This window comes from Streptococcus oralis ATCC 49296, assembly GCF_000185265.1.
In the GTDB taxonomy this organism is placed as follows: domain Bacteria; phylum Bacillota; class Bacilli; order Lactobacillales; family Streptococcaceae; genus Streptococcus; species Streptococcus oralis_BC.
In genome coordinates this window covers 1388845-1408316 of sequence record NZ_GL622183.1, presented here as the reverse complement: position 1 = coordinate 1408316, position 19472 = coordinate 1388845, and the positions used below count along the sequence as shown (strand labels likewise).

General features: G+C 38.7%; 20 protein-coding genes. 6 read left to right on the top strand and 14 right to left on the bottom strand.

The window, feature by feature from the left end:
* Positions 1-2 precede the first annotated feature (2 nt).
* Entirely contained in the window at positions 3-710 is a 708-nt protein-coding gene (locus tag HMPREF8578_RS09025; protein WP_000638514.1) for an IspD/TarI family cytidylyltransferase, read from the bottom strand.
* A 440-nt stretch (positions 711-1150) separates the two neighbouring features.
* On the opposite strand from HMPREF8578_RS09025, the gene HMPREF8578_RS09020 reads away from it, so the two are divergent.
* On the top strand, positions 1151-1450 hold the full coding sequence (locus tag HMPREF8578_RS09020; protein WP_000981520.1) for a YbaB/EbfC family nucleoid-associated protein: 300 nt from the start codon (positions 1151-1153) through the stop codon (positions 1448-1450).
* A gap of 38 nt (positions 1451-1488) precedes the next feature.
* Here HMPREF8578_RS09020 and HMPREF8578_RS09015 read toward each other — a convergent pair whose 3' ends face one another.
* The 7 genes from HMPREF8578_RS09015 to glmU form a co-directional block, all read right to left on the bottom strand.
* Positions 1489-3252, bottom strand: coding sequence for a glycerophosphoryl diester phosphodiesterase membrane domain-containing protein (locus HMPREF8578_RS09015; protein ID WP_000801701.1), 1764 nt, complete (start codon positions 3250-3252; stop codon positions 1489-1491).
* An 8-nt stretch (positions 3253-3260) separates the two neighbouring features.
* A complete protein-coding gene (locus tag HMPREF8578_RS09010; protein WP_000413625.1) occupies positions 3261-3854 on the bottom strand; it encodes a 3'-5' exonuclease in 594 nt (197 codons plus the stop codon).
* A gap of 81 nt (positions 3855-3935) precedes the next feature.
* Positions 3936-4430, bottom strand: coding sequence for a chromosome segregation protein RocS (gene rocS / locus HMPREF8578_RS09005; protein ID WP_000021252.1), 495 nt, complete (start codon positions 4428-4430; stop codon positions 3936-3938).
* A 76-nt stretch (positions 4431-4506) separates the two neighbouring features.
* A complete protein-coding gene (locus HMPREF8578_RS09000) occupies positions 4507-5199 on the bottom strand; it encodes a 5'-methylthioadenosine/adenosylhomocysteine nucleosidase (RefSeq protein WP_000689808.1) in 693 nt (230 codons plus the stop codon).
* A gap of 15 nt (positions 5200-5214) precedes the next feature.
* Positions 5215-5526, bottom strand: coding sequence for a cell wall synthase accessory phosphoprotein MacP (gene macP / locus HMPREF8578_RS08995; protein WP_000517872.1), 312 nt, complete (start codon positions 5524-5526; stop codon positions 5215-5217).
* Between the two features lie 11 nt (positions 5527-5537).
* On the bottom strand, positions 5538-6083 hold the full coding sequence (locus tag HMPREF8578_RS08990) for an NUDIX hydrolase (protein ID WP_000393795.1): 546 nt from the start codon (positions 6081-6083) through the stop codon (positions 5538-5540).
* A gap of 9 nt (positions 6084-6092) precedes the next feature.
* Positions 6093-7472 (bottom strand): bifunctional UDP-N-acetylglucosamine diphosphorylase/glucosamine-1-phosphate N-acetyltransferase GlmU, encoded by a 1380-nt coding sequence (glmU, locus tag HMPREF8578_RS08985; RefSeq protein WP_000073760.1) that lies wholly within the window; start codon positions 7470-7472, stop codon positions 6093-6095.
* Between the two features lie 155 nt (positions 7473-7627).
* On the opposite strand from glmU, the gene HMPREF8578_RS08980 reads away from it, so the two are divergent.
* The 5 genes from HMPREF8578_RS08980 (at position 7628) to lysS (ending at position 12111) form a co-directional block, all read left to right on the top strand.
* Entirely contained in the window at positions 7628-8428 is an 801-nt protein-coding gene (locus tag HMPREF8578_RS08980) for a glycoside hydrolase family 25 protein (protein ID WP_001227575.1), read from the top strand.
* Positions 8429-8534: 106 nt separating this feature from the next.
* Positions 8535-9377 carry a DUF368 domain-containing protein gene (locus HMPREF8578_RS08975; protein WP_025168837.1) on the top strand — a complete coding sequence of 281 codons (843 nt, stop codon included), beginning with the start codon at positions 8535-8537 and terminating at the stop codon, positions 9375-9377.
* Positions 9377-9859 (top strand): aminoacyl-tRNA deacylase, encoded by a 483-nt coding sequence (locus tag HMPREF8578_RS08970; protein ID WP_001085909.1) that lies wholly within the window; start codon positions 9377-9379, stop codon positions 9857-9859. The genes HMPREF8578_RS08975 and HMPREF8578_RS08970 overlap by 1 nt, the downstream gene beginning before the upstream one ends.
* Positions 9859-10482: a histidine phosphatase family protein gene (locus HMPREF8578_RS08965; protein ID WP_000780825.1), complete on the top strand. Its 624-nt coding sequence runs from the start codon at positions 9859-9861 to the stop codon at positions 10480-10482. Before HMPREF8578_RS08970 ends, HMPREF8578_RS08965 begins: the two co-directional genes overlap by 1 nt.
* Before the next feature lie 138 nt (positions 10483-10620).
* Entirely contained in the window at positions 10621-12111 is a 1491-nt protein-coding gene (gene lysS / locus HMPREF8578_RS08960) for a lysine--tRNA ligase (protein ID WP_000102440.1), read from the top strand.
* A gap of 227 nt (positions 12112-12338) precedes the next feature.
* Here lysS and HMPREF8578_RS08955 read toward each other — a convergent pair whose 3' ends face one another.
* From HMPREF8578_RS08955 to HMPREF8578_RS08930, 6 genes are all read right to left on the bottom strand, one after another.
* Complete coding sequence (locus HMPREF8578_RS08955) at positions 12339-13178, bottom strand: amino acid ABC transporter substrate-binding protein (RefSeq protein ID WP_000823415.1); 840 nt, start codon at positions 13176-13178, stop codon at positions 12339-12341.
* A gap of 15 nt (positions 13179-13193) precedes the next feature.
* A complete protein-coding gene (locus HMPREF8578_RS08950; RefSeq protein ID WP_000891738.1) occupies positions 13194-13823 on the bottom strand; it encodes an amino acid ABC transporter ATP-binding protein in 630 nt (209 codons plus the stop codon).
* Between the two features lie 10 nt (positions 13824-13833).
* Complete coding sequence (locus HMPREF8578_RS08945; protein ID WP_000121155.1) at positions 13834-14475, bottom strand: amino acid ABC transporter permease; 642 nt, start codon at positions 14473-14475, stop codon at positions 13834-13836.
* Positions 14476-14863: 388 nt separating this feature from the next.
* Complete coding sequence (locus HMPREF8578_RS08940; RefSeq protein ID WP_000723551.1) at positions 14864-16663, bottom strand: Spy0128 family protein; 1800 nt, start codon at positions 16661-16663, stop codon at positions 14864-14866.
* A 289-nt stretch (positions 16664-16952) separates the two neighbouring features.
* On the bottom strand, positions 16953-18182 hold the full coding sequence (locus HMPREF8578_RS08935) for a tetratricopeptide repeat protein (RefSeq protein WP_025168836.1): 1230 nt from the start codon (positions 18180-18182) through the stop codon (positions 16953-16955).
* Positions 18172-19338, bottom strand: coding sequence for an AI-2E family transporter (locus HMPREF8578_RS08930; protein ID WP_000400296.1), 1167 nt, complete (start codon positions 19336-19338; stop codon positions 18172-18174). Before HMPREF8578_RS08930 ends, HMPREF8578_RS08935 begins: the two co-directional genes overlap by 11 nt.
* Positions 19339-19472 lie beyond the last annotated feature (134 nt).

The window sequence follows — 19472 nt, the reverse complement described above, 5'->3', positions numbered from 1 at the left end:
CCTTAGTCTTTCTCAATCATGCTTTTCGCGATTTTCAAGTCAGTCACAGTTGTGATTTTAAGGTTTGAATACTCCCCTTTAGCTAGAGCAACATCCTTCCCTTTGATAACAAAAATCTTACATGCATCCGTCAGGATTTCCTTTTCTTGATCAGATAGGGAACCATACAAATCCATGAAATCCTTGCAACGGAAAGTCTGAGGCGTTTGACCTTGATAGAGGTGAGCACGATTTGGAATATCAGTGATAAACTGACCATTAGTACTTTCAACAATGGTATCAACTGCTTCTACTACTGTATCAACCGCATCATGATTTTGAGCCAGTTTTATATTGTCCTGAATCATGCGAAGTGTGATAAATGGACGAACAGAGTCGTGGGTAATCACAATATCTTCTGGAGTGATTGGACGATAGGCATCAATAGCTTCAATAATCTTCTCGATACTGGTATTGCGATCAGCCCCACCTTTGGTGATGATGATGCGATCCTTGTGGAGAGAAAGATACTTGTCAACTAGGTCCTCAGCGTGTGACACCCAGTCTCCATGAACTCCAACTACAATTTTTTCAATACTTGGTTCCAAAACAAATTTTTCAATTGTGTGGATCAAAATAGGTCGATCACCCAACTCCAAGAATTGTTTTGGTAAATTACTGATTCCCATGCGTGTGCCAGTTCCTCCGGCTAGGATTCCTGCATAGATCATTTATATTCTCCTTTAGTTTATTCTAAAAAACTCATTACCATCTATTATATCACAATCTGTCTCCATCATGAAGAAAATACAGAGTCTCATTTAGTATAATCAACACACCATTTAAGGTAAAAAGTGAACAATGTATTACTAAATACAGAAAGACCATAACAAATTAAGAAATAAAATCAGGTTATACTCTATATTATCCGTCCAACGTTCGGTTAATATAGAGTTCTTTAGAATATAATAGAAACCTTAAAGAAAGCTTAAACAAAAATTATTTCTTTAGCAAAGAATACTAGGTGTGCATAGTAAATTTCTTAAAAGTTGTTTGAGAGACTCATTATAAAAGGTTATATATCTCATGAATTAAACAAATAATAGACTTTTGCCCCTAAAATTGATAAAATAAATAGAAAAATAATAGAAAAAGGAAACTGTAAACCGCCATGATGAACATGCAAAACATGATGCGCCAAGCACAAAAACTTCAAAAACAAATGGAACAAAGCCAAGCAGAACTCGCTGCCATGGAATTTGTTGGAAAATCAGCCCAGAACCTTGTCCAAGCAACTTTGACTGGAGACAAAAAAGTTGTCAGCATTGACATTAACCCAGCAGTTGTAGATCCAGAAGATCTCGAAACACTTTCTGACATGACTGTTCAAGCGATTAACGCTGCTCTTGAACAAATTGATGAAACGACTAAGAAGAAACTAGGAGCTTTCGCTGGAAAATTGCCTTTCTAATCCACAAAAAAAGAGAAACATCTGTTTCTCTTTTTTTCTTAGAAATCAAAGAATTCCATTGCTTTCTTTAAGAGTAATTCCGTATATTCCGGATCGTCTTGAGCCGTTGTGACTTGTGACTGGACCATTTCAAGATCATCCGTTATCATGCCATCTGCGCCGAGACGAACTGCTTTATCAAATGCCTCCGAACCATTTACGGTCCAAACATAGAGTCTCTGATCAGTTGTCCAGAGTTTATTGACAAAGTATTCATCCAAAGTCGAGTACTCCATAGTGTAACCCGTTGCCTTGGTTCTTGGGAAGATACTGTTATAGGGGAGAATGAAGTAAACTGGAATTTCAGAATCATAAGTCAACACCTTATCAATCACATGGTAGTCTAGCGATTGCATCTGATGTCCATATTTCTTGATAGTCGCTCCATACTTTTCGAGGAAATGGTCCATCATTTGCGGACTATCTTTTTTACTGGTTTTAATCTCAATCAGCAATTTTTGGTTTAAAGCATTTGCTCGTTCTAAATAGGCATCAAAGCTTGAAATCTTTGTTTGATAACCATTCTCGTAAATATCTGTATTTGTTAATTCATCCAGAGTCAAATCTTGCGGTGTAGCATTAATACCTGTTAAATTTTTGAGGTTAGCATCGTGCATCATCACGAACTGACCGTCTTTCGTTTCCTGCACATCCATTTCGATAAGATCTGGTTTTAGTTGAGCTGTTTTTTCTAAAGACTGCACAGTATTTTGAACACCGTTTTTATTACTTACTCCTCTGTGCGAAATCACTAAAGGTGTATTGGTATCCGGAGATTCCAGATAAACGTAGCCTTCTATGGCAAAGATGATGCTTGCACACCCCATAACACCCCATCTCATCAGATGATCTTTCTTTCGCCTTGGCATAATCTCTAGCTCTTCTCCTGTCAGGAAGGAAACAAACTTCACTAAGAAGTAAGTCAGGGTCATGTAATGGAAATTTTTAATCAAGACAAAATTAATCACACCGAGAATCAAGGATTCTTTTTGAGTGAGATTATCCATCACTGCTTGCGCAAAAAGCAAAGGAATTAATAAACCAAAGAAGAAAAGATAGGTTTTAATGATAATGAGTAAGAGATGCCAAGAGTAGAAAAGGACATTTTTCTTTGTCTTTTTGAGACTATATTTCACACTTTCTCTTACCGTCTTTCTTTCAAAGAGAATCTTAGGAAGGGCAAACATAAATCGGACAGAGATGTAGAGAAAGATCCAAGCGGATGCTATGATCATCAGACCTACCAGCCAATGCTTACCTTCCCAATAATTCACAATAAAATCAGGAATAATAATCTTGTTGAGGTAGTAGATTTTTAAAATCTTACGGATGAACGGGAAAAGCAAAGCAATGTAAAAAAAGACAAAGGCCATCTTACAAAAGCTCAATCGCTTAACGAATAGAAAGCTCTGGTGAAATACTTTTCTACTGTACTCAATTAAAGTTCTCTTTTCATGATAGAGAAGGTGACGAGCCCCGATAAACAAAAGACAAATCTGGAAATAGGCAACCAGGAGATTGATTGCAATTAAGATGAGAAAGGCTAAACTGATAAAAGGCGAGCCTTGTATAATCGCCCAAAAGTTATTGTAGGAGATAAACAAATAACCGGTTTGTCTCAGAAGAATGCCAGCAATCCACGAATTTAATGGTAGCCAGACAAACTCAACCATCATAAATATCAAGAAAAATAGAAATAAAATCTTATCTAGGTTATAGTATATCTTCCTAAAACCTAGCTTTTTAGGTTTTTCAGGTTTCATAAGCACTCCTAGTCTAAAAATTGGGATAAATCTAAGCCACCGAAAGGATTATTCATCGAAAAACTACTCTGATCTTCTATTAATAGCTTTCCTTCATCCGATTCCAAAAAAGCTTCGTAAACACGCGCCGTCATGCGGGCATCTTCTAAACTATTATGAGACTTCCCGTGAAAGCCTAAAAAATTCGCTACAGTTTGTAATTTAAGATTGGCTATGCCGTGTAGGTCAGAACTACGGCGTTCAAAAGCCTCCTCATATAGATCAACCTTATACTGGTCACGATAATCAATACCATGCTCCAAAAGAATAGGCAAATCACTCTTAGCCGCATTGTAACCAACAATAGGTAAGTCGCCAACAAATGCTTGAAAGTTCTTTAAAACTTGCTCTACTTTTGGCGCATCTTTTAAGGTTTCAGCTGTGATTCCAGTCAAACCATTAATAAAACTCTTTAAAGGGGCTGTAGTATAAACATAAGAATCAAAAGCAGCACATTCTTGTCCATCTTGAAAACGGACTGCTGATACTTGAATTAAATGGGTAACCCCCTCGTGTTGATTGAATTCCAAATCAAAGGCGATATAATCTCTTAATTTTTCCATTATTTACCTCAATTACTACCCAAACTAAACTATAAATAATAAAAGAAGCCATTAGGTTAGTGAGTAACCCAAACAGCTTCTTTATTTTCCTCCAAAAAGGCGAGCAAAAAAGCCTTTTTTGGTTGCTTGGACTTCTTCTTTTGCTTGGTCCAACTCGAGTTTCAAGGTTTCTTGATCCTTCATGGCTTGAAGAGTTAACTGTTGCTGTTGGTCCAACTGTTTGTCCTTTTCAGCAATCTGGCGGTCTTTGATACGCATCTGTTCATCTTTTTCTGATAACTGGCGGTCTTTTGCCTTGAGCTGCTCGTACAAGCGAAGAATTTCAGCGTTTTTCTCATCGACCAAGATTTCCATCAGTTCACGTTGTTTGACATCATCACTGACTGGTTCATCTTCAAAAATTGTTTTTTTATAGATTTCTTCTAGCTTGATCAAGCCACTTCGAGTAACTACAGTTACACCTTTGTCATTTTTTTTCGTGTCCTCTTCTGGAAGTTCTTTGACACGATTGTTGATTGCTTGACGAGATAGTCCTAAGACCTCTGCAATCTCACTGACGGTCATTTCAATACTCATAATATCCTCTGAAACGTTTTCTAGCTTTTCTTTATTTAAATCTTATCATAAGCTAGATAAACTGTCAAATTTCCGCTTAATCCAAGGCCTTTAAAAAGGCTAGTAAGACTTGGGCAGAACGACGTCCAGCTTCGATAATAAACTCATCAAAAGAGATAGAGGCTTCGTGATTGGCATTGTCACTCATAGCACGAATGACTAGGAACGGTAAATTAAGAGCCTGAGCCGCTTGTGCAATGGCTGCACCCTCCATCTCAACAGCTAGAACATCTGGAAAGTGGGATTTGATACTAGCAATCTTATCATCTCCAGCTATAAAACTGTCCCCTGTAGCAATCAAGCCTAGGTGCCAAGTCTGTTCTAACTGAGATAAGTTTTCTTTAATCCTAGCGATAAACTTCTTATCTGATTCAAAGTAAAGAGGTTGACCAGCCATTTGGCCATAAGCATAGCCAAAAGCAGTCACATCCACATCATGATAAGCCAACTTATCCGCAATCACTACATCTCCAACAGCAATCCCTTCAGCAAGAGCACCAGCAGATCCTGTATTGATGATGGCTTCTACTTGGAAATGGTCAGCTAGAATAGCTACACTCATAGCCGACATGACCTTTCCAATCCCACTCTGAACTAGAACGACTTCTGTATTGCCAACAGAGCCTGTGTAGTATGTATTTCCTAAGACTTGGATTTCTTGAGGTTTATCCAAATTCTGAGTCAAATATACGAGTTCTTCTGGCATAGCAGCAATGATTCCAATTTTCATTTCAAGTCCTTTCAATTACAAGAGTTTCATCGCTAAAATTAACAAAATCAAAAGTAGGATGACTGCAAACAAGATGCGATTGAGTTTCGAATTAAAAACATTTCTCTTGGTATTCTCAATGCGGCGACTCTTATGAATCGTTGGCTCTACTTCGATTGTTAAGGTATCTTGACTAAAACCGTGGTCTCTAGAACGTGAATAACCAAAATGTTGTGAAGACGTTGGTAGGATCTTTGTTTCCTCATCATCTTGAAGAGGTGGTCCTGAGATTTTCTCACCACGATTGGCACGTTCAATCATTTCGTCTGTTAATAAAGGTTTTCCCATGGGTTTCTCCTCTATTTCTTTTGTAGTTCCCAGTACTGGATCGCCATAATGGTCTTGGCATCACAGATATGACCTGACTGGATCAGGTTCTTGGCTTCCTCTAGACTTACTTCTAGGACTTCCAAGGTTTCATCATCATCTTGCGGACGAGGATTTTCCACCTTGACCAAATCACTGGCGAGATAGAGTTTTAGTTTTTCGTTACAAAATCCAATCGCAGAATAGAAATCGTACAACAGTTCTAGCTTAGCCGTGTAGGCAACTTCTTCTTCCAATTCACGAAGGGCCGCTGCCATTGGATCAGCATTTTCACCAAGTTCTAGTTTACCTGCAGGAATCTCATAAGAAACCGCCTCGATAGCCTTTCGGTATTGCTTAACGAGAACGATTTTGTCTTCGGCTGTCACAGCTAGTACACAAACAGCTCCATTGTGAAAAATCAAGTCACGTTGGGCAGTCCCCTTTCCTTCTGGTAGTTCCACCTGGTCTTGTACTAGTTTGAAAATAGGACCTTGATAGATTTCCTTCCGACTAATCGTTTTTTCTTCAAATTCCATGACAAACTCCTACTGGTTCTTGGGATGATGAGGGAGGCGAGTCGCATATTCATCTTTGTTGACCTGACGTCCACGGCCGATAGCAATGGCATCAGAAGGAACATTCTTGGTAATGGTTGAACCCGCTCCAACCAGAGAATTATCCCCAAGTTCTACAGGAGCAATAATAGTTGAGTTTGAGCCAACAAAGACATTATTGCCAATGACAGTTTTGTATTTATTTTTGCCATCGTAGTTGACTGTAATAGTTCCTGCACCGAAATTAACGTTGCTACCCACTTCACAGTTTCCTATGTAAGTCAAATGACCCGCTTTGGTATTTTCACCGATTGAAGAGCCTTTTACTTCAACAAAATTTCCAATGTGAACTTGAGTAGCCAGACTTGAACCTGGACGAATATGGGCATAAGGACCAACTGTTACACCGTCCTCAACACTACTTTCCTCAATCATAGAGTTGGTAATCACGGCTCCAGCTCCAACGGTACTATCTACGATATAAGTTCCATTTGTTAAAATAGTCTCCTCACCAATCTTCGTTTGACCTTTTAAGGTAACGTTGGCTTCGATTTGGACCTCAGGAGCAATCTCAACATCAATGTCGATGTATGTTGCTTCCGGATTGACAAAGCTAACACCATTAACCATGTGCTTTTGATTGATACGGCGACGCATCACTGCTTCCGCAGTCGCAAGAGCTACACGGTCATTTACACCAAGGCTTTCATCAAAATCCTTGAGAGTATAGGCCCCAACCTTTTCACCCGCATTACGGAAAATCCCAATCACGTCAGTAATATAGTACTCACCTTGTGCATTGTTGGTGTTGATGTTTTTAAGAGCTTCAAAAAGACGTTCATTGTCAAATACATAAGTTCCTGTATTGATTTCCTTAATTTGCTTTTCAAAGTCTGTGGCATCTTTTTGCTCAACAATACGAAGAACTTCTGCATTATCGTTACGGACAATTCGACCGTATCCAAAAGGATTTGCTGCTTCAGCTGTCAAGATCGTCGCAACATTTTTGTGATTGATATGGAAATCCAAGAGGTTTTTCAAGCTTTCACCTGTAATCAGAGGAGTATCCCCAGCAATAACCAAGGTGTGGCCAGTACGATTTTGGAGAATAGGCTCTGCCATCATGACAGCATGTCCAGTTCCTAGTTGTTCTGATTGGGTAACAAAGTCTGTCTGACCAGCTAATACTTGCTCAACTAGCTCAGCCTTGTGACCAACTACAGTAACTGTTTTTTCAGGTTGAATAGCACCAACACTACGAAAAACATGTTCCAGCATGGAAATACCCGCAACCTTGTGCAACACTTTTGGCAAATCTGATTTCATGCGAGTACCTTTACCCGCTGCTAAAATAATGGCATAATTTGACATAATCTTCTCTTTTCTCTAGAAATTCCCTTATATTATACCATAATTTAGTTTCTTAGGAGTAAACAAACAAAGAAATAGGGAAAAGACGCCCATATATTCACTTTTTCCGATGTTTTCTTTGATTTTTTTATCTATTTACGTTAAACTATTTAAATATGAGAAAAAAGATTCATCCAGCTATTATTTTTACTTTATTTACTATATTTATAGCTATTTTGATCCTCAATAGACCAACTTATGAAGACCACCCTGTCAAGTCAAAACCCAATGCAGTCCAGGTTGAAAATCAGGCCTTGCATAATCTTGACAAACCTATCATTGATGTCTCTGGTTGGCAAAGACCTGAGGAGATCAACTACGATACCTTGTCTCAAAATATTTCAGGTGTTATTGTTCGCGTCCACAATGGGGCTCAACATACTGAAACTAATGATGCGGCTTATGCCAATGGTGTCGATAAAGCCTATAAAAGTCATATTACAGAATTTCAAAAGCGTAATGTCCCAGTTGGAGTCTATGCCTATCTAGCTAGCCCCAGCAAGGAAGAAATGGAAAAAGCCGCTGAAGTTTTCTATAATGCTGCTTCTCCATATAACCCTAGTTACTATTGGCTCGATGTTGAAGAAAAAACAATGTCTGATATGAACGAAGGTGTTGAAGCTTTTAGGGCTAAACTAGAAGCGCTTGGCGCCAAGAATATCGGAATTTACATCGGTGTTTATTTCATGCAAGAACATAGTATCAATACAGACAAGTTCTCTGCTGTCTGGATTCCATCTTATGGAACGGATTCAGGTTACTTTGAAACCACGCCTAATACTGATTTAGACTATGACCTCCATCAGTATACTTCAAAAGGAAGAATTGCTGGATTTGAACATCATTTAGATATTAATCTCATTTCTACCTTGAAGGAAAAAGAAGAAACCTTCAGAAAACTATTTTTAAGACCATAAGACAAGTGAAAATTGCTCTCTTTTTCACTTGTTTTTTCATTTTCTTCTCGTCTGTGTTATAATTGATAGGATAGAGAAAGAATTTTATGAAATTGAGGATTTTATGATGTTTTCATGGATTGCAAGAGTTATTAAAGGAATAGTCATCGCCTTAGGATTTATCCTACCTGGAATTTCTGGTGGTGTTCTGGCAGCTATTTTGGGAATTTACGAGCGAATGATTTCTTTTCTGGCTCATCCCTTTAAAGATTTTAAAGCGAATGTCCTATACTTTATTCCAGTAGCAATTGGGATGTTGCTAGGCATTGGTTTGTTTTCTTATCCAATCGAGTATCTGCTAGCAAATTACCAAGTCTATGTTTTATGGAGTTTTGCTGGAGCTATCATCGGTACAGTGCCTAGCCTCCTTAAAGAATCTACTCGAGAATCTGATCGGGATAAGATTGACCTAGTCTGGTTCTGGACCACCTTTATCCTTTCAGGTGTCGGGCTCTACGCGCTAAATTTTGTTGTTGGTTCTCTCAGTGCTGGTTTCGCTAGTTTCATCTTAGCGGGGGCTCTTTTAGCTCTAGGTGTCTTGGTGCCAGGTTTAAGTCCGTCAAATCTACTCTTGATTTTAGGACTGTACGCTCCAATGCTCACTGGTTTTAAAACCTTTGATTTATTTGGAACCTTCCTTCCAATCGGTATTGGTGCAGGAGCAACTCTTATTATCTTTTCAAAATTAATGGACCATGCCTTAAACAACTACCACTCCTGTGTTTATCACTTTATTATTGGAATTGTGCTATCAAGCACCCTCTTGATTTTGATTCCAAATGCTGGAAGTGCTGAAAGTATCCAATACACTGGACTTTCTATCGTGAGTTATGTTCTCATCGCCTTCTTCTTTGCACTTGGCATTTGGCTTGGTATCTGGATGAGTCAATTGGAGGATAAGTATAAATAATGGCAAAGAAAGTTAAGATTAAAAAAACCTTGGTCGAACAAATCTTGACCAAGGCGGGTATTGACCATACTGGTATTCAGATCAACGCGCTTGAGGGTGAACTTCCTTCGGAATATGATCGAACTCATATCTTTAAAACCTTGGCTCTATTAGGAGACAAAACGGGGCCAATTATCGGAATCGTTCCCATAACAGAACACCTCGCTGAGAAAAAACTAGCAAAGGTTTCTGGTAATAAAAAAGTCAGCATGATTCCTCAAAAAGATCTGGAAAAAACGACAGGCTATATTCATGGGGCTAATAACCCCGTCGGCATTCGCCAAAAACACAATTATCCCATTTTTATTGATCAGACTGCTTTGGATTTAGACCAAATGATTGTCTCTGCTGGAGAAGTCGGGCACAGTATCATCATCCGACCTCAAGACTTAGCCAGCTTTGTAAAAGCGGACTTCGCTGATATCTTGGAGGAAAACAACTGATGAAACTCTATTTTGTCCGTCATGGTCGGACTGTCTGGAATCTTGAAGGACGTTTTCAAGGTGCTAGCGGCGACTCTCCCCTTCTTTCAGAATCCATTGACATCCTAAAACAACTTGGTCAACATCTCAAGGAAATTCCTTTTGATACGATTTATTCTAGTGATTTACCCAGAGCGGTCAAATCTGCTGAAATTATCCAGAGTCAACTCCAATCCCCTTGTCCTTTGAAGAGCATTCCTGACCTACGTGAATGGCAACTTGGAAAACTAGAGGGATTAAAAATCGCTACGCTCAATGCCATCTATCCACAACAAATCAAGGCCTTTCGCTCTAATCTGGCTCAGTTTGATACGAGGATGTTTGAAGCCGAATCTCTCTACTCTACGACTCAGCGAACCATTCAGTTTATCAAATCTCTGAAAGGAAGTCCGGCTGAAAACATTCTGATCGTTGGTCATGGGGCAAATCTCACTGCTAGCCTTCGTACACTTTTAGGCTATAAAGAAGCTCACCTCCGCAAAGAAGGAGGCTTGGCCAATGCTAGTCTGACAGTTTTAGAGACCGATGATTTTGAAACCTTCACTCTAGAAAGATGGAATGACACTTCCTATCAAGAAAAATAATGGAACTTGATCTTAATAGTCAAGTTCTTTTTAGTTTTCAAAGAATATCCGTGAATTTCTCTGCTATTTATGATAAAATGGGAGTATCGCAAAAAATGACTCATCGTATCAAATTTTGAGTAAAATTAGGAGGAACCCATGTCTACAGAACATATGGAAGAACTAAATGACCAGCAGATCGTTCGCCGTGAAAAAATGGCTGCGCTCCGTGAACAAGGAATCGATCCCTTCGGAAAACGTTTTGAACGTACTGCTAACTCTCAAGAACTAAAAGACAAATTTGCAGAACTTGATAAAGAACAATTACATGAATTAAATGAAACTGCTACTATCGCTGGACGCTTAGTAACCAAACGTGGTAAAGGGAAAGTTGGCTTTGCCCATCTTCAAGACCGCGAAGGTCAAATCCAGATCTACGTTCGTAAAGATGAAGTTGGTGAAGAAAATTACGAAATCTTCAAAAAGGCTGACCTCGGTGACTTCCTCGGTGTCGAAGGTGAAGTCATGCGTACAGATATGGGAGAACTTTCTATTAAGGCAACCCACATTACACACTTGTCTAAAGCACTTCGCCCACTTCCAGAGAAATTCCACGGTTTGACTGACGTTGAAACAATTTATCGTAAACGTTACCTTGACTTGATTTCTAACCGTGAAAGCTTTGAACGCTTTGTCACTCGTTCAAAAATCATCTCTGAAATCCGTCGTTATCTAGACCAAAAAGGTTTCCTTGAAGTGGAAACACCTGTTCTCCATAATGAAGCCGGTGGTGCTGCTGCTCGTCCATTTATCACTCACCACAATGCACAGAACATTGACATGGTGCTTCGTATCGCTACTGAGCTTCACTTAAAACGTCTTATCGTTGGGGGTATGGAACGTGTCTATGAAATTGGCCGTATCTTCCGTAACGAAGGAATGGACGCTACTCACAACCCTGAATTCACTTCTATCGAAGTTTACCAAGCTTATGCAGACTTCCAAGATATCATGGACTTGACGGAAGGTATTATCCAACACGCTGCTAAGGCAGTTAAGGGGGATGGTCCAGTAAACTATCAAGGAACTGAAATCAAAATCAACGAACCATTTAAACGTGTTCACATGGTGGATGCTATCAAAGGGATTACTGGTGTAGACTTCTGGCAAGACATGACTTTCGAGGAAGCTAAAGCTATCGCTGCTGAGAAGAAAGTTCCAGTTGAGAAACACTACACTGAAGTTGGTCACATCATCAATGCCTTCTTTGAAGAGTTCGTTGAAGAAACCTTGATTCAACCAACCTTTGTCTATGGTCATCCAGTAGCTGTGTCTCCACTCGCTAAGAAAAATCCTGAAGACGACCGCTTTACTGACCGTTTTGAGCTCTTCATTATGACCAAGGAATACGGTAATGCCTTTACCGAGTTGAACGACCCAATCGACCAACTTAGCCGTTTCGAAGCCCAAGCAAAAGCTAAAGAACTTGGTGACGACGAAGCAACTGGTATCGATTACGACTACATTGAAGCTCTTGAATACGGTATGCCACCAACAGGTGGTTTGGGTATCGGTATCGACCGTCTCTGCATGCTCCTCACTGATACAACTACTATCCGTGATGTATTGCTCTTCCCAACAATGAAATAATACTCTTCGAAAATCTCTTCAAACCACGTCAGCGTTTCCTTGCCGTAGATATATGTTCCTGACTTTGTCAGTCTTATCTAAAACCTCAAAACAGTGTTTTGAGCAGCCTGCGGCTAGCTTCCTAGTTTGCTATTTGATTTTCATTGAGTATATGCTCTTATCCTCTGGTACTTTCCAGAGGATTTTTCGATGCAAAAAGAGACTGAGAAAAAACTCAATCTCTTTTCTTATTCTTGATTTTTAACTTGACTGGTGGCTACATCTTCCCCAAACCATTTCTGGCTGATTTCCTGAAATTTTCCTTCTTGGTATAGCGAGATAAAGGCTTGATTCAGAGAATCTAGCAAAGTTTTATCAGCAGGTCTAACACCCACTGCAAAAGCTTCACTTTCAAATCCAGCTGAAAAGACATTGTAGTCATTTAATATTCCTTCAGACTGGAGATAATAATTAGCATATACCCGGTCAATCAACAAGGCATCAATCCGATCGTTTTTCAAATCAATTAAGGCTTCATTGAAACTTTGGTATTGATTGGCCTTCTGGTCTTTCACTCGATTCTTGAGTAGTTCGGGTTGTCCTTCAAAATTCAAATAACCAGAAGATCCAGCCTGGGCCCCTAAAACTTTGTCAGTCATATCCTGAATTGAGTGGATATTTTGAGACTTTTTAGAGACCAAAACTTGTTGATTTTCCATATATGGAATGGTAAAAGCAACCTTCTCTTTCCGTTCATCTGTAGCTGTATAGCCATTCCAGATGGCATCAATGGTACCATTTTGTAGTTCGGTTTCTTTCATATCCCAGTCGATGGGTTGAAATTTAATCTGAATTCCTAGCTTTTCAGAGACAGCTTGGGCTAGGTCAATATCAAAGCCCGCATACTGGCCATTCTTTTCCTCAAATCCCATGGGAACAAATGTATTGTCAAAACCAATGGTAATGCTTCCCTGTTTTTGATATTTGGCCCAATTATCCTGATTTGGATCACTTGCCTTCTGAGTACAAGCCGTCAGGAAGAAGCTAAAGAACAGAGCAAGTACAAGGGCAATTTTCTTTCTCTTCATAGGCACCTCCTAGTCCTACTTTGGATCAACCTTAAGGATCTGATCAGCAATGTTTTCCGCAAACTGAAGATCGTGGGTCACAACAATCTGGGTCATCCCACGCTCTTTATTTTGAAGGATAAGTTTTTCTACTTCTAATCGCAATTCTGGATCTAAGGCTGATGTAGGCTCATCATATCCAATAATTTCTGGGTTTATCATCATAGCGCGAGCTAAGGCCACCCGTTGTTTTTGCCCACCTGAAAGTGAGAACGGAAAGGCATCTGCATGTCCTGCTAACCCAAGTTGCTCTAACAAACCACGCGCCTTCTTCTCAGCAACTTCCTTCTCCATACCCATCGTTTTTATGGGCGACAAGGTTAAGTTATCTAGAACTGACAAATGCGGAAAGAGTTGAAAATCTTGGAAAACAAATCCCAGAAGATTACGCTTTTCTAGTTCGTCTATAGCTAGCGATTCACCGTTATAGTAGATTTCCCCCGAATCGATGGTTTCCAGTCCAGCTAGCATACGTAATAGGGTTGTCTTTCCGCCTCCTGATGGACCTACGATTGCAAGGATTTGCTTTTCAGGAATTGATAGGCTGAAATTGGTTATGATTTGTTTGCCACCAAAGGCCTTGTTAATGTTTCGTAATTCTAACATAGCAATCCTCCTATCTGTAATAACTGTACTTCTTCTCAAGTTTTTTCGCTACAATGGTTACAATACCAATCATAATCAAATAAATCGCTCCAGCTAAAAACATAGGAACAAGACTGGCATCTCGATTGGCTGCTGTCCGACTAGCTAAAATCAAATCTGAAATCCCAAGGGCATAAACCAATGAAGTATCCTTGACCAAACTCATGATTTCATTAAAGACGCTCGGTAAGACAATCTTTGTAACTTGAGGAAGAATGATATAGCGCACTGTGTCAAAAGGACTAAACTTCAAGACCTTAGCAGCCTCATATTGACCTTTAGGAATGGTTTCAATCCCACCACGAAAGATTTCAGCAAAGTAGGCTGCATAGTTCAATACAAAAGCGATCACAGCAGCAGGCAAACGATCTAAACGTATCCCAATGCTAGGAAGAACATAGTAAATAAAGATTAATTGCAAGAGCAAGGGAGTCCCTCGCATCACCCAAATATAAAGGTCAATCAGATAATGGAGGGGTTTCCAACGGACTTGCAAAGCAAAGGCAACGACAATACCTAAAGGAATTGAAAAGATCAAGACCAGAGCAAAGACTTGAAGAGTCATACTTGCACCGTTCAATAAACTTGGTAATATCTCAAACATATAAGACATACTGCACCTCCTAAAAATTATTGTTCCTATTATAGCATAAATAAACAATTTAGCAAGAGTTTTTGAAAAAAAATTCTATAATTCTTGAACTATACACTTTTATCTAAGAAATCCGTGCGAAATATCATCTTAAAGAATTCGAAGAATTATAAGGATTTTAGACTCGAATATAGGTTTAACTTCTAATTCTGAGAGAACAATAATCAAATTTTTTTATCAAATATCTATAAAGATTTCATTGATACAGAACGCTATTTGCTCTCATTCACTTCATACCTCTAGAGATATAAAAAAAGAACCACTTTATAAGAATAGTATCATTTCTACTATCCATACAAGTGGCTCTTTGATGATGCCATAGCAAAGGCATCAAGATTTTTCAACTAGATTATTTGACTTTTTTGAAACGGAATAAGAGAATAGAACCAAATGCAAGTACTACTCCTACAACAGTAAGAAACATAGTTATTTCAGATGTACCAGTATTTGGTAGTTCTTTATTTTCTTCTGGTTGTTTAGGTTTGTTATCTGAAGAACCTGGAGTCTCAGCAGCATAAGTATTTGTGATGGTTGGATTATTACCTGTAACTGTTGCTACAAGTTGACCTTGACCATTGTCTACAACTTTTACTGTTACTGTATAAGCATTTTTATCATAAGTTACACCAGCTTCACCACCATCTTTTTCAGTGATAGTATACGTGTGAGTTCCTGCAGCAGTGTATTCAATCGCTGGGAAAGCAACTGTTCCGTCTGCAGCATTCTTAGCTGTAGCTACAAGTTTGTCGCCTTCTTTCAATTCAAATTCATATTTATCTGCCTCAAGAGGTTTACCATTTAGGACTTTTTTAGCAGTAATTGAAGTTGTTGCAGATTTAACAGAATACGAATTTACAAAAACTTTATTGTCATATTTAACACTTGCAAACTTCTCACCATAAACATCTGTCACAGTAACTTCTGCGTTAATGGTCTTATCATCGTAAGCAAAACCTGGTTTTTGATCATTAACTTCTTTGATTTGATACTTATAAGTACCCACTGTAGAGAATTTAACGGCTTTAAATTTCACTTTGCCATCTTTATCATTCTTAACAGTTTCAACAACTGATCCGTTTGGATCAAGTAGTTGGAAGCTAAATTCTTCAGCAGCTAAGTCTTTTCCTTTTAACTGCTTAGAAACCTCAAATGAAACTTCTGTAGAACGTGAACCAGAACTAATACCTTCAGTTGTGGTTAATGGCGCAAAACCTTCTACATCAAAGTTTTCAGTTGAAGTCGTAATTTTAACGTTATTGAAAGCTTTCTTTGTTGTATTATCAACTGGTGCGGTGATACGAGTCTTATAAACTACATACAAACCTTGGTTGGTTAGATCACCATTACCATTTGGAGTAATAGTGAAGTGATTAGAATCTTGAACAACAATGTGACTTGGATTCAAAAGAGGATGATGCTCATCCTTACCCCATTCAGTAAAGTAGTAACCTGTAATCTCACTAGCTAATACTTGCCCTTCAGGGATTGTATCTTGAATCGAAACACCTTCATAAGGATTAGCATATTTGTTTACGCGAATATACCAATTAATATAATTTGGATCGTTCGTATCTTGAACTCCCCATTTAGTAAATCCTGTTGGATCCTCATCTGGAACAATACGAGTCAAATTGTATACTCCTGCTCCAGGAATGTCGATTGGATACGATTTATTGAGTTCAACATTATCAGCCCATACAACAGTAAATAAGGCTGAAATTTGTTTCTCTTCAGGTAAGTTAGCAAAATAATCTTCGTTACTTACCGTTACAGTCGCTGTATTTACAGACTTATTTGTCGTTAATTCAGCAACCTTAGTGACTCCATCGTTACCAAAGATTTCAGTAGTTGAATCTGATTCAATTTTGAATTCATTTGGAACTTTATAAACCATAAAGTCACCATTCTTCAACGTTGTTGAGTTGTCGAATTTGTAAGTGGTTTGAAGGTAAAATTTCCCTTCACCATACTCTGCACCGTCAACTAACTTATTATTGTTAATTGTCGGTACTGTCGTTAGCGTATAGCTACTAGATGGTAGTTCAGCAGCTTTAACCACATTGCTAGTTCTTAGTACTGGGATAAATACTGAAGCTACTAACAATAGCGCCATGAATGCATGAGAAAGTTTTTTATTAATCTTTTTCACAACATTTGCCTCCTTTATTTTTGGGGATAGATTCCCCTATTTATTATTATATATTCTTATATAAATTTGTCAAGTATTTCATAGTAGTTCGATATTCAAATCATACCTTTAAACTCTTATTTTATAGGGTGTAGCAGGCTTTCATCGTTCAAAACTTCATCTAAATTAGCTATAAGAAATTCTAACATTTATATTATATTAGTAAAAAAAAAGACCTATGAGGTCTTTCAAATCATTCATTTAAAGTCATTCGTTTCTGTTAACAAGATTTTACAAAAATCAGAAATCCTTAAAGTGTTTCTAAGAGTTCTTGCATCTGAACATCATCTAGAACGAGTTTTAAATAGGCTTCAGCTTGCACTTTGGCTTCTTCAAAATACCCCAATTCACGCAAAAGATAAGTATACTGCTCCAGAAATTCAGGATTATCCTTGAGATCAAGCGATAGTTCCTGATAGAGCTCATAAGCCTTATCTAAATCCTCGATTTCCTGGTAAGAACGGGCAATCATCCACTTGGTCAAGAGATTTTCAGGTTCTTGACTTTGGAGAGCGATGATATCTTCGTACCGCTCTTGTTCCATATAAATGGTTGCAAGTCGAAGGAAAATTTCTTCTGTATCCTCTGCATCTTCTTTGGCAGTAAGGAGAAACTGCTCTGCACTACTAGGATCATGCAATTCATACGAAAATTGAGAAGCAGCCAGTAAGAGCCGTGTTTCAAACGGATTTTTCTCCAAGCCTTGTTTAGCAATACGAAGGGCCTCTTCCACCTGATGTTCCTTATGCAAGGCTTGACTATAACCATATTCATATCCTTCAAAATCAGGTGAAATGGTATCAATTTGCTTAAAGTAAAGAACAGATTTTTGATACTCTTCTTGGTCAAAGTAAAGGCTAGCCAGTTCAAAGGCAGTTTGGTCATCGTATTCTAGTTCTAAAGCTTTCTCTAAGAATTCAGTTGCGGCTTCAAACTTACCTAACTGGGCATAAGCGTAACCAATTCGTTGATAGGTTGAGACACCCGTTTGCTCATAGATGGAGCGATTGTCTAATTGAGCATAGCCCTGAATGGCTTCCTGATAATTCCCTAACTCGCTATCCAACTCAGCCAAACCAAAAACTAATAAGGCATCGTCTGAGTAGTTTAGGGCTTCCAGTAACTTTTCACGCGCTACATCTGTCAATCCTTCCAACTGATAGAGGTCTGCCTTCAAGGCCAAGGCCGATACGTACCAGTCACTTTCGGGTGTGATTTCCTCAAGGTAAGCAAAGGCTTCCTCAACATTGCCATCCTCGCTAGCAATGCTGGCTAAGTTCAGATTCACTTCTGGAAATTCTGTAACGATATTTTGGTAAATTTCTTTTGCTTGAGGATAAAAGCCAATTCCCTCTAGATAGCTTGCTAGTTCGTAAAGAACCTCACTTGAATCTGTTTCGAGGGCTTTGTGAAAATACTGATCCGCTTTGGTTAAATCCTGTTCATCCAAAGCCTGAAGCATGCGTTGACTATTGTTCACTCTTGATTTCCTCCCCTTCTTCTTCATACAAACCGCTGACTTTCTTATACCAGTTAAAGATAGCTGAGATAACGACCTTGGCAGAGGCATAGACTGGGATTCCCAGCAAGACTCCCCAAATACCAAACATAGAACCTGAAGTTAGGAGAACAAAGAGGACATTGATTGGGTGGATGTTTAGCTGACTACCTAAAATAAGCGGAGAAACGAAGCGACCTTCAATCGTTTGTTCAACAATAAAGACAATAATTACTTTCAAAAGCATGACAGGGCCCGCTATTAAGCCCAAAACCAGAGCAGGCAACATCGCTAGAAAACTACCCAAGTAAGGTACTAGATTGAGGATACCAGCCGTAATACCAAGAGTCACAGCATATCTGAGACCAATAATCTTAAAGAAGATAATAAACATAATTGCCACGATAATAGCAACTGTAACCTGTCCTCTAACATAGTTTGACAACTGTTTATTAACATCTGACAAAACTTGTCCGACAGGTTCTTTTAACTTGTTTGGGATGAATTTAGTCAGGTAATCTCGCAAGCCTTTCCCATCTCTCAAAAGATAAAAGAGCATGAAGGGTACGATAATAACCGCTACAATGACCTGGGAAACGCTACTGATAAAGGCGCTAACCCAGTTAACAGCCTGAGAAGAGATTTTGCTGGCCCACATGGTCGCCTCACTAGAAACATTGGAAAGAACCTGCTCCAGCTGTGGTCTAAAATCATCTGGCAAGCGTTTGGTTACAAGGTCATTAATCACCTTATCAGCATCTTCCAGGTATGTCGGCACATTCTTCGCAAAATTTAAGACTTGACGTTGCAGATTAGGAATTGCGACTGCCAATCCCCAAATGATAAAGAGTCCAATAACAACAAAAACAATACTAATGGCAAGGACACGATTGATCTTGTGCTTCTCCATCCAGTCCACAATCGGATTGAGGAGGTAATAAAGTAAACCAGATAAAATAACTGGCAACATGACAACTCCTAGAAAATCCAAAACTGGTAAAAAGATAAAACTAATCTTACTTAGAATAAAAATATTTAGCCCCAGTAACAAGGTTACTAAAAATACAGTGATGGCTTTATTATCTAAAAACCACTTAAAAAACCAAGATAGGCTAAAATGTTTCTCTTTATGTTCCATAAATACATCCTTTCTGTCGTTCTCTCATTATACCATTTTTAGACTAAAATAACTCTTTTTTAAAGTGCTTACATGAATGAATCTAGTGCTTCATGACTGCCATTTTGTGGTATAATGAACTTATCATTATTAAG

What these genes read in the sequence shown, in the direction of transcription:
- HMPREF8578_RS09025 (WP_000638514.1), bottom strand. Translation starts at nt 710, where the DNA reads ATGATCTATGCAGGAATCCTAGCCGGAGGAACTGGCACACGCATGGGA.
- HMPREF8578_RS09020 (WP_000981520.1), top strand. Translation starts at nt 1,151, where the DNA reads ATGATGAACATGCAAAACATGATGCGCCAAGCACAAAAACTTCAAAAA.
- HMPREF8578_RS09015 (WP_000801701.1), bottom strand. Translation starts at nt 3,252, where the DNA reads ATGAAACCTGAAAAACCTAAAAAGCTAGGTTTTAGGAAGATATACTAT.
- HMPREF8578_RS09010 (WP_000413625.1), bottom strand. Translation starts at nt 3,854, where the DNA reads ATGGAAAAATTAAGAGATTATATCGCCTTTGATTTGGAATTCAATCAA.
- rocS (WP_000021252.1), bottom strand. Translation starts at nt 4,430, where the DNA reads ATGAGTATTGAAATGACCGTCAGTGAGATTGCAGAGGTCTTAGGACTA.
- HMPREF8578_RS09000 (WP_000689808.1), bottom strand. Translation starts at nt 5,199, where the DNA reads ATGAAAATTGGAATCATTGCTGCTATGCCAGAAGAACTCGTATATTTG.
- macP (WP_000517872.1), bottom strand. Translation starts at nt 5,526, where the DNA reads ATGGGAAAACCTTTATTAACAGACGAAATGATTGAACGTGCCAATCGT.
- HMPREF8578_RS08990 (WP_000393795.1), bottom strand. Translation starts at nt 6,083, where the DNA reads ATGGAATTTGAAGAAAAAACGATTAGTCGGAAGGAAATCTATCAAGGT.
- glmU (WP_000073760.1), bottom strand. Translation starts at nt 7,472, where the DNA reads ATGTCAAATTATGCCATTATTTTAGCAGCGGGTAAAGGTACTCGCATG.
- HMPREF8578_RS08980 (WP_001227575.1), top strand. Translation starts at nt 7,628, where the DNA reads ATGAGAAAAAAGATTCATCCAGCTATTATTTTTACTTTATTTACTATA.
- HMPREF8578_RS08975 (WP_025168837.1), top strand. Translation starts at nt 8,535, where the DNA reads ATGTTTTCATGGATTGCAAGAGTTATTAAAGGAATAGTCATCGCCTTA.
- HMPREF8578_RS08970 (WP_001085909.1), top strand. Translation starts at nt 9,377, where the DNA reads ATGGCAAAGAAAGTTAAGATTAAAAAAACCTTGGTCGAACAAATCTTG.
- HMPREF8578_RS08965 (WP_000780825.1), top strand. Translation starts at nt 9,859, where the DNA reads ATGAAACTCTATTTTGTCCGTCATGGTCGGACTGTCTGGAATCTTGAA.
- lysS (WP_000102440.1), top strand. Translation starts at nt 10,621, where the DNA reads ATGTCTACAGAACATATGGAAGAACTAAATGACCAGCAGATCGTTCGC.
- HMPREF8578_RS08955 (WP_000823415.1), bottom strand. Translation starts at nt 13,178, where the DNA reads ATGAAGAGAAAGAAAATTGCCCTTGTACTTGCTCTGTTCTTTAGCTTC.
- HMPREF8578_RS08950 (WP_000891738.1), bottom strand. Translation starts at nt 13,823, where the DNA reads ATGTTAGAATTACGAAACATTAACAAGGCCTTTGGTGGCAAACAAATC.
- HMPREF8578_RS08945 (WP_000121155.1), bottom strand. Translation starts at nt 14,475, where the DNA reads ATGTCTTATATGTTTGAGATATTACCAAGTTTATTGAACGGTGCAAGT.
- HMPREF8578_RS08930 (WP_000400296.1), bottom strand. Translation starts at nt 19,338, where the DNA reads ATGGAACATAAAGAGAAACATTTTAGCCTATCTTGGTTTTTTAAGTGG.